We start from the raw sequence: 11,518 nt of genomic DNA, 5'->3' as shown, positions 1-11,518 counted from the left end.
GATGCGGCGCGCCAGGCCGCACGCGCGGCCTTGCTGACGAACACCTTGCGTGATAGCACGGTGCTGGCCCAGCTGGGCAGCGGGCCGCGCTTCAAGACCTGGTCCTGGACCGATGGCCAGGGACAGCGCATCGGCGGCGCGGCCGGCTGGCTGGCCGATGGCTCGCCGTTCTGGTTCGGCGCGGCCGGCACCAGCCGCATCGCGCTGCCGAAGCACGCCGCCTGGCTGGCCGCGCAGTGGCAGGCGCAGCAGGTCCTCACCGCCGCGCCCGATGCTGTCGGCCTGCAGGCCCAGCCCTGCGTCGACGTGCGGCTGTTTGCGCGCTACCCGCTGGCCCACCTGCAGCGCGACGATCGCCGGCTGCTGGCCGAAGGCCCGCTGCAGCCCGGTGCGCACACGCTGCGATTCGTGAACGGCCAGCGCCTGGCGCTGCGCGGCCAGTCGGCGCTGCGGCTGCGCATGGCCGACGCTGTGCCGCAGCTGGACGCCCGCCTGCCGCTGGAAGACTACGTGGCCCGCGTGATCGACCGCGAAGGCGACGCGCGCGACACCGCCGCCGCCCGCGCGCTGGCCGTTGCCGCGCGCAGCTGGCTGCTGCAGAACAGCGCGGAACAAGGCGGCTGCCGCAGCGTCGATGACGACAGCCGCGCGCAGCGCGTGAGCCCGAACCCGCCCACCGAGGCGGCCCGCGCCGCCGCCGCCTTCACCGCCGGCCTGGTGCTGACCGGCACCGACGTGCGCTACCACGTCGACCGGTCCGCCCCGGGCGTGATGAGCTGGCAGCAGGCCGTGGCCGCCAGCCGCGCCGGCCTGGGTTTCGAGGCCATCCTGCGCCGGGCCTTTCCCGGTGGCGCGATGGCCGGCCTGCAGCGCCTGGGCGACTGCGCGCCGTTGCCGCAGGCCACTGCCTGGCTGGCCCAGCGCCAGGCGCGCTGGCGCAGCCGGCTGCGCGGCGAGCCCGGTTACGAAGCACCCGGTGCCGAATTGCAGGTCTGCCAGCTGATGCAGGGCGTGCCTTTTGCCGACCAGCGCCGCCTGCGCATCCACCTGCGGGAATGGCACAGCCGCGAAGGCCGCGTCACGCTGATCCACGAGTACCTGCACCTGGCCTTCCGCAACCACCCCAAGGGCCAGGACGAAGCCTTCGTCGAACGCCTGGCCCAGACACTGGCGGATTCATGAAGTCACTCACACGCGTTGTTTTGATGTCAGGCCTCTTGATCGCCGTGCCCACCGGGGCGCAGGTGACGATCGGCACGCCGATGGGCGGCTGGCGCGCGTCGCCGACGCAGCAGCAGGACTTTCTGCAGGAAGTGCACTATCCGGCGGCCAGCGTCAATGCGAACAGCAACCGCGGTGCCGGCGCGCTGATCCAGGGCCACATCGCGAACCTGCCGAAAGTGCCGGTGGCGACGGGCAAGGCCAAGGACGCTGACGCGCGCCAGCCCGGCCGCCTGGTGGTCGACGGCGTGGCGCTGCCGCTGGAGATCGGTGACGACGGCCGCTTCGCGCGGCCCTGGTCCTTCGGCAGCGGCTCGCACGGCATCACCGTGCGTGGTCCCGGCGCGCAAGGCGCCAGCCAGCGTGTGCAGTTCATCGAAGCCAACCGCGACCGGCCCGGCGTGCGGCTGCGCGTGGTGCTCAGCTGGGACAGCGACAATTCTGACCTCGACCTGCACGTGGTCTCGCCCGACGGCCAGCATGTGTTCTACGGCAACCGTGTCGCGCCCAACGGCGGCGCACTGGACGTCGACGTGACCACCGGCTTCGGCCCCGAGATCTTTGCCCACCCCAGCCCGCCGCCGGGGCACTGGCATGTCTATGTCAACTACTACGGCGCCGGCGAGCGGCGCGACGTGATCACCGTCGCGCAGGTGGCCGTGATCGAACAGGAAGGCACGCCGCGCGAGAAGCAGCAGACCTTTCGTGTGCCGCTGCGCAAACCAGGCGAGCTGACGTTGGTGCGCTCGTTCCTGATCGGCTCATGACGGGCCCCGGCATGGCAGCACGCCGGCTTCATCGCCTGACGCAGCTTGCGCTGCTGCTGACGGCCTGCGGTGCCGGTGCCGGTGCCGGCGCACAAGCCCAGGGACGGCCGCTCGAACGCCCGGCCGGCGGTTGGGTGCATGGCGGGCTGGCCGACGATGCGCAGCGCGTCGAATACGCCTACCCGGCCAACCTGATCGACCGCGGCGGCCAGCGCGGCCGCACGCTGATCGAAGGCCAGTTGCGCCAGCAGAAGTCAACGCGCCGCACGCCGACGCTGGTGGTCAACGGCAATGCGATGCCGCTCTACACCGGGGACGATGGGCGTTATGCGCGGCCGTATGCCTTCGGCGCCGGCAGCAACAGCATCGAGTTGCGCGATGCCGACGGCAAAGTGCTGCAGCGCACGCAGTTCTATGAAGCCAACCGCCTGAAGACGCAGGCCCGCGTGCGCGTGATCCTGGCCTGGGACGACCCGCAGGCCGAGCTGGACCTGCATGTCGTCACGCCCGATGGCGGCCATGCCTTCTTCGCCCAGCCGGTGCTGGCCAATGGCGGCGGGCTGGATGTCGACAGCGTCGACGGCGCCGGTCCCGAGATGTTCTCGATCACCGCGCCGCTGCCGGGCGCGTACCACGTCTACGTCAACTACTGGGGCAACTTCGGCCCCGGCGGCTACCACTTCGATGAAGCCACACGCCAGCAACCGGTGATCAGCGCGCGCATCACGCTGGTCTTCGACGAGAACACCGGCGCCGAACGCCGCGAGACCTTCACCGTGCCGATGCGCAAGATCGGCGACCTGACGCTGGTGAGGTCGTTCGTGCGAGCCAGCCGCTGAGGCATCAGGCGGCTGGAGCCAACAACTACTGGCGTTCGAACTTGAAGACCGCGACGCTGGCCATCAGGTTCGGCCAGCGCCGCACCGGCTTGCCGCCATGCAGCCCGAAGCTGTCCAGGATGCGCAGGCCGTTCTTGCGCGCCAGCACCTCGAAATCGGCATGCGTGCCGACGCGGATGTTGGGCGTGTCGTACCACTGGTAGGGCAGCGTCTTGGTCACCGGCATGTTGCCGTGCAGCACCGACAGCCGGTTCGGCCAGTGCGCGAAGTTCGGGAAGCTCAGGATGCCCAGCCGCCCGACACGCGCCGTCTCGCGCAGCATGTTCTCGGTGTTGCGCAGGTGTTGCAGCGTGTCGAGCTGCAGCACCACGTCGAAGCTGGCGTCGTCGAACAGCGCCAGGCCTTCTTCGAGGTTCAGCTGGATCACGTTGACGCCGCGCCGCGCGCAGGCCAGCACGTTGTCGTCGGCGATCTCGATGCCGTAGCCCGTGCAGCCGCGCTGCTGCTGCAGATGGGCCAGCAGCTCGCCGCTGCCGCAGCCGAGGTCCAGCACGCGGGAGCCTTTGGGCACCAGCGCCGCGATGACTTCGAGTTCCCGTTTTTCGCTCATGCTGCCAACCCCGCTGCAATGCGCTGGAAGTAGGCCCGCAGCACGCCGTGGTAGCGCGGATCTTCGAGCAGGAAGGCATCGTGGCCATGCGGCGCGGCGATCTCGGCGTAACTGACGTCGATGCGGTTGTCGACCAGGGCCTTGACGATCTCGCGCGAACGGGCCGGCGAGAAGCGCCAGTCGGTGGTGAAGCTGATGATCAGGAACTGCTTGTCGCGCGCGACCTCGAAGGCCCGCGACAGGTCGCCGCCGTGCGCGCGCGCCGGGTCGAAGTAGTCCAGCGCGCGGGTGATCAGCAAGTAGGTGTTGGCGTCGAAATACTCGCTGAACTTGTCACCCTGGTGGCGCAGGTAGCTCTCGATCTGGAACTCGATGTCCTGCGTGGTGTAGCCGAATTCGGCGGCGCGCATTTCACGGCCGAACTTCTCTTCCATCGAATCGTCGGACAAATAGGTGATGTGGCCGATCATGCGCGCGACACGCAAGCCGCGCTTCGGGATCACGCCATGCGCATAGAAGTGGCCGCCGTGGAAGTCGGGGTCGGTGATGATCGCGCGGCGTGCGACCTCGTTGAAGGCGATGTTCTGCGCCGACAGGTTCGGCGCGGTGGCCACCGCGATGCAGTAGCCCACGCGTTCGGGGTGGCGCAAGGTCCACGACAAGGCCTGCATGCCGCCCAGGCTGCCGCCCAGCACGGCCGCGAGACGCGTGATGCCCAGCCGGTCCAGCAGCCGCGCCTGCGCATCGACCCAGTCTTCCACCGTGACCACCGGAAAGTCCGCGCCATAGCGCTGGCCGGTCGATGGATTGACATGCATCGGTCCCGTCGAGCCGAAGCAGGAGCCCAGGTTGTTGATGCCGATGACGAAGAAGCGGTCGGTGTCCAGCGGCTCACCGGGCCCGACCAGGTTGTCCCACCAGCCTTCGCTCTTTGGCTGATCGGCGTAGCTGCCGGCGACATGGTGGCTGGCGTTCAGCGCATGGCACACCAGCACCGCATTGCGCTTGTCGGCGTTCAGCGTGCCGTAGGTTTCGTAGACCAGCTCGTAGCCCACCAATGCGGCGCCGCTTTGCAGCGGCAGCGCCTCGGCGAAGTGCATGGTCTGCGGTGTGACGTGGCCCAGTGATGCCATGGTCGGAACGGCCCCCAAAGGAAAACCCGGCGCCGCTGCAAGGCGGACACCGGGTCGGGCGTCCCACTTTTAGCGGCATTTGATAAAGCGCCCGCAATCAGGAACAAATCGGCGCTGGAGGCGCGAAGTATAGCCAGCATGCCGGCAGCAGCCTGGCGGATGCAGGGGTGGGGAATGCCGTGCATTGCGTCACGCAGCCGATTGAACGCTGCATCGCGCCGGCCCGGCGCCGGAACCGCGGTACGGCCTGGGTCACTCATCGGCCGGATGCACCACTTCACCGGTGCGGGAGCGGATGAGATGAACCCACGGATTCATGCAGGCACCCTGGCGCTGGCCCTCGCGGCCTTCGCGGTGCTGGGAGCGCCGGCCGCCCAGGCCGCATTGAGCACCTACCAGGGCAATCTGGCCAGCGACGACGAGCTGTTCGTGCTGAACTTCCAGCTGCACGAGCACAGCACGATCGACGCGCGCACCTTGTCCTGGGCCAGCGGCGGCTTTGCCGGCGTGCTGTCGCTGTTCGGCCCCGGCGGGTTGCTGCAGCAGGCGGTGGGCAGCAGCAACGCCTGCGCCGGCGCCAGCGGCGTGCCGGACCCGGCCACCGGCTTCTGCTGGGACGCTTACTTCAGCGTGCAGCTCGGCGCCGGCGACTACACCCTGGTGCTCTCGCAGGACGGCAATCTGCCGATCGGCGGCACGCTGGCCGATGGTTTCTCGATGAGCGGCCAGCCGAACTACACCGGGACCTGGTTCCTGGGCGACGCTTCGCGCTCGTTCATCAACGTCGATGGCAGCCAGCGCAGCAGCGACTGGGCCTTCACGCTGGAAGGCCATGCGGTGCCCGAGCCTGCCGCCTGGAGTTTGGCGGCCGCAGCACTGCTGGCGCTGGGCGCCACGCGCCGCAGCCGCCGCTCGTGAACGAGCCCATCAGGTCCCCTAATGCCACGACTTTCCAGCACGCGCCGCACACGGCGCAGGAGCCCCACCATGACCACCCGCCAATCCACCCCCCGCCTGTTCGCCGCTGCCGCACTGCTGGCCCTGGCCGGCACGGCCCACGCGCTCGACGCGCCGCTGGCCGCCGACGCGCATCTCAGCAGCGCCTCGCCGGCCAACAACTTCGGCAGCCTGCCGACGCTGAACATCGGCGGCGGCGGCACCGCGTTGCTGAAGTTCGACCTTGGCACGCTGCCGGCGGCCACCACCGCGGCCAAGCTCGTGAAGGCCAGCCTGGTGCTCTATGTCAACCGCATTGGCACGGCCGGTGCCGTGGAAGTGCAGAGCGTGTACGCGCCGTGGTCCGAAGCCGCCGTGACGGCCACGACCGCACCGGCGTTGGGCGGTCCAGGCAGCGGCATCACCGTGCCGGTGAGCACGGCCGGCCAGTTCGTCACCGTGGACGTCACCAGCCAGGTCAAGGGCTGGATCAGCAACCCGGCCAGCAACAACGGCTTGGCGATCGCGCCGGCCTTGAGCGCGCCGGGCACGGTGGTCTTCCTCGACAGCAAGGAGAGCACCCAGACGGCGCATGTGGCGCGCCTGGATCTCACGCTGGCCGACCAAGGCCCGAAGGGTGACAAAGGCGACAAGGGCGCCACCGGTGCGACTGGTGCTACCGGTGCTACCGGCGCGACGGGGGCCACCGGCGCGCAAGGCGCGCAGGGCATCCCGGGCCCCATCGGCGCGAGTGGCGTCTCGGGGTATCAGCGTGTCTCGGTGGCGCGCACCATCCCGGCCACCTTCCTGGCGGCGCATTCGGTCAGCTGTCCCACCGGCAAGCGGGCGCTCGGTGGCGGCTTCCAGCTGGTCAGCAACATGACTCTCAACCAGCAGATCAATGTCACCCCGCACCAGAGCTACCCGGCCAACGACTCGACCTGGACAAACTTTGTGGCCAACACCAACACCTTCCCCGTCGACATCAACGTCTGGGTCGTCTGCGCCAGCGCCAGCTGAGCCGGCAGGCGACGCGCCCGGGCAGTGACCGCGCCATGCGCTGCTACGCGACTTGCGCATCGGCCACCAACGCCGCCGGTCCCTGACGCCGCCTTGCCGTGAACACGCGCCACATCAAGCCCGGCCGCATCAGGCTGGGCGGCGCGGCCAGCAGGTGCGACACGCGCTGGAACGCCACCGCCACCGTGGCGTCGGTCTGTGCGGCGTCGAAGACCTTCGCGACATAGGCATTGATCAGGCGCATCGGCCACGGCCGCTCACCTTGCACGCTGGGGATCGACAAGTCCGCGCCCACCGCGGTCTGCCAGGCGATGTCGATGCTGCGCGCGGCGCCGCGGAAGTAGCGCCTGGCCAGGCCTTCGCGGCCCTGCAGCAGCGCGTCATGCAGCGCCAGTGCCTCGCAGGCCGCCACGCTCATGCCCTGGCCGAACACCGGGTTGAAGCTGCAGATGCTGTCGCCGATGGCCAGCACGCCGTCGGGCAGGCGGCGCAGCCGCTCGTAGTAGCGCCGCTGGCTGTGCGGGAAGCGGTAGCCGAAGGGTTCGCACAGGAACTCGGCGTCGCGCACCACCGCGGCCAACTCGGGGGACATGCGCTGCGCGCGCGCGATGAAACCGGCGCGGTCCAGCGGCGGTGCGTCGTTGCCGTAGCCGCCCAGCGTCACGACCCAGCGCCGGCCTTCCTGCGCCAGCAGCACGCTGGGCTGCGGGTGGTCGGCGGTGGCCGCGCCGATCACCGCCTCCAGTCCCGGCGCATGGTGCGGCTGGCGCGCCAGGTAGGCGGTGGCATAGCGGATGTCGCACTGCACCTGCTCTTCATCCGGCGCGCTGCAGCCCAGCTCGGTCAGCCAGCGCGGCAGCCGCGAACCGCGGCCCGACGCGTCGACCACCAGTGCGGCGCGCAGCACACCGGCCGCGCTGCCGTCCTCACTGTGGGCGGCACGCCAGCGCAGGCCTTGCACGCATTCACCCCGCGCATCGGCGACCAGGCCATGCACCTCGACGCCGGTGACCACGCGCACCTGCGGCAGCGCCAGCACGCGCCGGCGCACGACGCCTTCGATCGCCGCACGGCCCAGGCACACCGCCATCGCATCGGCACGGCGCTGCGCAAAACGCTTGCGGCCGGCGTAGAACGCGGCCTGGCTGCCGACATCGCCCAGCAGCGCGCCGGCGGCCAGCCATTCGTCGCCGATGCCGGGAAGCAGCTGCTCGATGACCTCGCGGCCGCGCGCCAGCAGCGCATGGGTGTGGCGAGTGTGCGGCGTGGCTTTGCGCGGGCCCAGCGCCTCGTCGGGCAGCTCGCCGCGTTCGAGCAGCAGCACCTCGTCATGGTGTGCGCTCAGCACGCGGGCGGCCAGCAGCCCGGCCAGGCTGGCGCCGATCACTACCGCGCGGCAGCGTGGCCCGACCGGGGCCGCAGCGGCAGCGTCGTCCAGGCAGAGCGCGGCCAGCGCGCGGGCATCGAGGGATGTCATGGCGGATCTCCAGGCGGCAAGAGTGACCGGACATACGGCGCCGGCGCGCGCCTGGATGCGCCGGCCGTCCCCCTGGTTCGGGCGGCGGGCTTGCCATGCCCCGTCGGCTGACCAACAATCGGCCGCGATGCCCGCCCGGCCTTTGAGCCGGGTGCGATGCGGGCGCCTCAGCGTCGATGGCCGGAGGGGGCATGAGCAATTTGTGCGTCAGGCATCTTCTCGTCATCAGCCTGGCCTTGATCGGCGCGGCCTGCACCCAGCCGCCGGCGTCGGGCTGGTCGGGTTATGTCGAAGGCGACTATGTGCAGGTGGCCTCGCCGCTGGCCGGCACGCTGGCCACGCTGGCGGTGCAGGCCGGGCAGCCGGTGGCGCAGGGCGCGGCGCTGTTCACGCTGGAGGCCGATGCCGAGCAGCTGGCGCGTGCCGAGGCGCAGGCCCGCCTGTTGGCTGCGCAAGCCCAGGCGCACAACATCGACAGCGGCCGTCGCGACGATGAATTGGGCGTCGTGCGCGCCCAGCTGGCCCAGGCCCGTGCGCAGGCCACGCTGGCCCGCAGCGAACTGGCGCGCCAACAACAGCTGGCCGACCAGGGCTTCATCTCGCGCTCCCGGCTCGACGATGCGGCCGCCACCGTCGCGCAGACCGTCGCGCGGGTCGGCGAACTGGAAGCGTCGTTGCGGGTCGCCCAGTTGCCCGCGCGCACCGACGAACGCAGTGCCGCGCGCGCCACGGCGATGGCGGCCGACGAAGCGCTGAAGCAGCAGCAATGGCGCGTTGCGCAAAAGACCCAGCAAGCCCCAGTGGCCGCGCAGGTGGCCGATACCTACTTCCGCGCCGGTGAATGGGTGCCGGCCGGGCAACCGGTGGTGTCGCTGCTGCCCGCCGGTGCGGTGAAGGCGCGCTTCTTCGTTGCCGAGGCCGAGGTGGCGACGCTGGCGCCGGGCCAGTCGGTCTGGCTACGCTGCGATGGCTGCGGGGCGCCGATCGCCGCACGCATCACGCGCATCGCTACGCAGGCCGAATACACGCCGCCGGTGATCTACTCGAACGCCCAGCGCGCCAAGCTGGTGTTCATGGTCGAGGCCCGACCGGCCGCGGCGGCCGACGCGGCGCGGCTGCGGCCGGGCTTGCCGGTCGATGTGCAGCGGGCGGCGGGCTGACGTCATGACCAACGGTCTAGCCATCGATGTACGCGGCCTGACGAAGCGCTTCGGCCAGCGTGTGGTGGTGGACCACCTCGACCTGCAACTGCAGCGCGGCCGCATCTGCGGCTTCCTGGGCCCCAACGGCAGCGGCAAGACGACGACGATCCGCATGCTCTGCGGCCTGCTGAAGGCCGACGAGGGCACGGGCACCTGCCTGGGCCTGGACATCGCCAAGGGCGGCGCCGAGATCAAGCGCCAGGTCGGCTACATGACGCAGAAGTTCGGCTTGTATGAAGACTTGTCGATCCGCGAGAACCTGGACTTCGTGGCGCGGCTGTTCGAGCTGGACAAGCGCCGCGAGGCCGTGGACGAGGCCCTGCAGCGCCTGGGCCTGGTCGAGCGCCAGAAGCAGCTGGCCGGCACTTTGTCCGGCGGCTGGAAGCAGCGTCTGGCGCTGGCCGCCTGCCTGCTGCACGCACCGCAGCTGCTGCTGCTGGACGAACCCACCGCCGGTGTCGACCCCAAGGCGCGGCGCGAGTTCTGGGACCAGATCCACCGCCTCGCCGATCAAGGCATCACGGTGCTGGTGTCCACCCACTACATGGACGAAGCCGAGCGCTGCCATGAGCTCTGCTACATCGCCTACGGCCACTTGCTGGCGCGTGGCACCGCGGCGCAGATCGTCGCCGAAGCCGGCGCGACCGACCTGGAAGACGCCTTCGTGCGCCTGGTCGACCGGGCCCAGGACAACTACGCATGACGATGTTCTCGTGGCGCCGCACGCTGGCGATCTTCATCAAGGAGTTCCAGCAGATGATGCGCGACCGGCTGACCTTTGCGATGGCGGTGGGCGTGCCGATCCTGCAGCTGGTGCTGTTCGGCTACGCGATCAACACCGATCCCAGAGGCCTGCCGACGGTGCTGGTGGCGCAGGATACCGGGCCGCTCGGCAGAAGCGTTAGCGCGGCGCTGCAGAACAGCGGCTACTTCCAGATCAGCCACACGGCAGCCAGCGAAGCCGAGGGCGAACGCCTACTCGAGCGCGGCCAGGTGCAGTTCATGGTCGTGATCCCGCCGGACTTCACGCGCAGGCTGGTGCGCGGCGAGCCTGCGCCGCTGCTGATCGCGGTGGACGCCACCGACCCCTCGGCCTCGGGCAATGCCATCGCCGCGCTGCAGCCGCTGCTGGCGCAGGCGCTGCAGCACGACGCGCAGGGCGTGCTCGCGGCGCTGCAAGCGCGCGCCGGGCCGATCGACGTGCGCATCCACCGCCGCTACAACCCCGAGGGCCTGTCGCGCTACAACATCGTGCCGGGCCTGATCGGCACCATCCTGACGATGACGATGGTGATGCTGACGGGACTGGCGATGACCCGCGAGCGCGAGCGCGGCACGATGGAGAACCTGCTGGCCACGCCGGTGCGGCCGATCGAGGTGATGGTCGGCAAAATCCTGCCGTATGTGGTGATCGGCTACATCCAGCTCGGCGTGATCATGGCCGCCGCGGCGCTGCTGTTCGAGGTGCCGATGAACGGCAGCCTGACGCTGCTGCTGGCGATGATCGGCGTCTTCATGCTGGCCAACCTGGGCGTCGGCTTCACCTTCTCGACGCTGGCCAAGAACCAGCTGCAGGCGCTGCAGATGACGTTCTTCTTCTTCCTGCCGTCGATGCTGCTGTCGGGCTTCATGTTCCCGTTCCGCGGCATGCCGGGCTGGGCGCAAGTGATCGGCGAGGTGCTGCCGCTGACCCATTTCCTGCGCATCGTGCGCGGCATCCTGCTCAAGGGCAACGGCGCGGCCGACGTGCTGCCCGAGCTGTGGCCGATGGTGCTGTTCCTGGCCGTGGCCGGCACCGTGGCGCTGTTGCGTTATCGGCAGACGCTGGACTGACCCGGCCGCACCCGTCGGCGGGCGGCGAAGGCAGCGAGTCCGGCCGCGCCCAACAGCGCCCAGGTGGACGGCTCGGGCACCGCCGTCGCGGTGTCGATCACGCCGTACAGGTGGGTGCTGAACGCGGCCGTCACAGGGCCGACGGCATGGAACTCGATGCCGGCGGTCTGCTTGTCGACACCGGCCACATCGTGGCCGGCCAGGTCGGCGGTGTCGATGAAGTCGTTCAGGTTCAGGCCGGCCGGCAGGTTCTCGCTGCCCAGCGCGCTCAGCAGCAGCGATTGCAGCGACAGGCCCAGCTCGGTGTAGCTGTAGCCGGCACCGTTGGCATCCCATTGTGCGTAGGCATAGAAGCCGTCGAAGGGCAGGCCGCCGTAGTCGGTGCCGTCGTTGCGCGTCTGCACGTTGTTGTAGCTCTGCGGGCCGCCCTGGGTGAACAGCAGGCCGTTGCCGAAGTCCAGCCAGAAGCCGCTGACGGCG

At 70.1% G+C, this 11,518-nt stretch carries 11 protein-coding genes and 1 pseudogene; 8 read left to right on the top strand and 4 right to left on the bottom strand.

All coding sequences use genetic code 11. The features are described from left to right. The 3 genes from VLK61_RS12185 to VLK61_RS12175 all read left to right on the top strand — a co-directional run. A partial coding sequence (locus tag VLK61_RS12185) for a DUF2300 domain-containing protein (protein ID WP_325421493.1) occupies positions 1–1,182 on the top strand: 1,182 nt, incomplete at its 5' end. A 23-nt stretch (positions 1,183–1,205) separates the two neighbouring features. After that, positions 1,206–1,988: a YfaP family protein gene (locus tag VLK61_RS12180; protein ID WP_325421491.1), complete on the top strand. Its 783-nt coding sequence runs from the start codon at positions 1,206–1,208 to the stop codon at positions 1,986–1,988. Between the two features lie 11 nt (positions 1,989–1,999). Next, positions 2,000–2,827, top strand: a complete 828-nt coding sequence (locus VLK61_RS12175) for a YfaP family protein (protein ID WP_325421489.1) — start codon at positions 2,000–2,002, stop codon at positions 2,825–2,827. Between the two features lie 25 nt (positions 2,828–2,852). On the opposite strand, the gene metW is transcribed toward VLK61_RS12175, so the two are convergent. After that, on the bottom strand, positions 2,853–3,437 hold the full coding sequence (gene metW, locus VLK61_RS12170; protein ID WP_325421486.1) for a methionine biosynthesis protein MetW: 585 nt from the start codon (positions 3,435–3,437) through the stop codon (positions 2,853–2,855). Continuing rightward, positions 3,434–4,570 (bottom strand): homoserine O-succinyltransferase MetX, encoded by a 1,137-nt coding sequence (gene metX / locus VLK61_RS12165; protein WP_325421484.1) that lies wholly within the window; start codon positions 4,568–4,570, stop codon positions 3,434–3,436. Before metX ends, metW begins: the two co-directional genes overlap by 4 nt. A gap of 300 nt (positions 4,571–4,870) precedes the next feature. Between metX and VLK61_RS12160 the strand changes: the two genes are divergently transcribed. Both VLK61_RS12160 and VLK61_RS12155 read left to right on the top strand, forming a co-directional pair. Further along, positions 4,871–5,488, top strand: a complete 618-nt coding sequence (locus VLK61_RS12160) for a DVUA0089 family protein (protein WP_325421481.1) — start codon at positions 4,871–4,873, stop codon at positions 5,486–5,488. Positions 5,489–5,557: 69 nt separating this feature from the next. Then, complete coding sequence (locus tag VLK61_RS12155; protein ID WP_325421479.1) at positions 5,558–6,526, top strand: DNRLRE domain-containing protein; 969 nt, start codon at positions 5,558–5,560, stop codon at positions 6,524–6,526. Positions 6,527–6,569: 43 nt separating this feature from the next. On the opposite strand, the gene VLK61_RS12150 is transcribed toward VLK61_RS12155, so the two are convergent. Further along, positions 6,570–8,003, bottom strand: coding sequence for an FAD-dependent monooxygenase (locus tag VLK61_RS12150; protein WP_325421477.1), 1,434 nt, complete (start codon positions 8,001–8,003; stop codon positions 6,570–6,572). A gap of 191 nt (positions 8,004–8,194) precedes the next feature. Here VLK61_RS12150 and VLK61_RS12145 point away from each other — a divergent pair, with 191 nt between their 5' ends. The 3 genes and pseudogenes from VLK61_RS12145 to VLK61_RS12135 all read left to right on the top strand — a co-directional run bounded on the left by VLK61_RS12145 (position 8,195) and on the right by VLK61_RS12135 (position 11,038). Further along, on the top strand, positions 8,195–9,163 hold the full coding sequence (locus VLK61_RS12145) for an HlyD family secretion protein (protein WP_325421475.1): 969 nt from the start codon (positions 8,195–8,197) through the stop codon (positions 9,161–9,163). A gap of 4 nt (positions 9,164–9,167) precedes the next feature. Beyond that, positions 9,168–9,845 (top strand): annotated as a pseudogene (locus VLK61_RS12140) (ABC transporter ATP-binding protein); the annotation flags it as partial. 59 nt (positions 9,846–9,904) lie between these two features. Further along, positions 9,905–11,038, top strand: coding sequence for an ABC transporter permease (locus VLK61_RS12135; RefSeq protein WP_325421470.1), 1,134 nt, complete (start codon positions 9,905–9,907; stop codon positions 11,036–11,038). Here the strand turns inward: VLK61_RS12135 and VLK61_RS12130 are convergent. Then, positions 11,017–11,518 (bottom strand): PEP-CTERM sorting domain-containing protein (locus VLK61_RS12130; protein WP_325421468.1); only part of this gene is annotated, 502 nt, incomplete at its 5' end. The two genes, VLK61_RS12135 and VLK61_RS12130, sit on opposite strands and share 22 nt — an antisense overlap.

Origin of the sequence: Aquabacterium sp., assembly GCF_035476535.1 — a bacterium.
Lineage (GTDB): Bacteria > Pseudomonadota > Gammaproteobacteria > Burkholderiales > Burkholderiaceae_C > Pseudaquabacterium.
Note: the sequence above shows the minus strand (reverse complement) of the source record. Positions and strands in the feature narration are given on the sequence as shown.

Excerpts from the sequence above, each read along its gene's own strand:
- metW (WP_325421486.1), bottom strand. The coding sequence starts at position 3,437 with ATGAGCGAAAAACGGGAACTCGAAGTCATCGCGGCGCTGGTGCCCAAA.
- VLK61_RS12180 (WP_325421491.1), top strand. The coding sequence starts at position 1,206 with ATGTCAGGCCTCTTGATCGCCGTGCCCACCGGGGCGCAGGTGACGATC.
- VLK61_RS12145 (WP_325421475.1), top strand. The coding sequence starts at position 8,195 with ATGAGCAATTTGTGCGTCAGGCATCTTCTCGTCATCAGCCTGGCCTTG.
- metX (WP_325421484.1), bottom strand. The coding sequence starts at position 4,570 with ATGGCATCACTGGGCCACGTCACACCGCAGACCATGCACTTCGCCGAG.
- VLK61_RS12160 (WP_325421481.1), top strand. The coding sequence starts at position 4,871 with ATGAACCCACGGATTCATGCAGGCACCCTGGCGCTGGCCCTCGCGGCC.
- VLK61_RS12155 (WP_325421479.1), top strand. The coding sequence starts at position 5,558 with ATGACCACCCGCCAATCCACCCCCCGCCTGTTCGCCGCTGCCGCACTG.
- VLK61_RS12175 (WP_325421489.1), top strand. The coding sequence starts at position 2,000 with ATGGCAGCACGCCGGCTTCATCGCCTGACGCAGCTTGCGCTGCTGCTG.
- VLK61_RS12150 (WP_325421477.1), bottom strand. The coding sequence starts at position 8,003 with ATGACATCCCTCGATGCCCGCGCGCTGGCCGCGCTCTGCCTGGACGAC.
- VLK61_RS12135 (WP_325421470.1), top strand. The coding sequence starts at position 9,905 with ATGACGATGTTCTCGTGGCGCCGCACGCTGGCGATCTTCATCAAGGAG.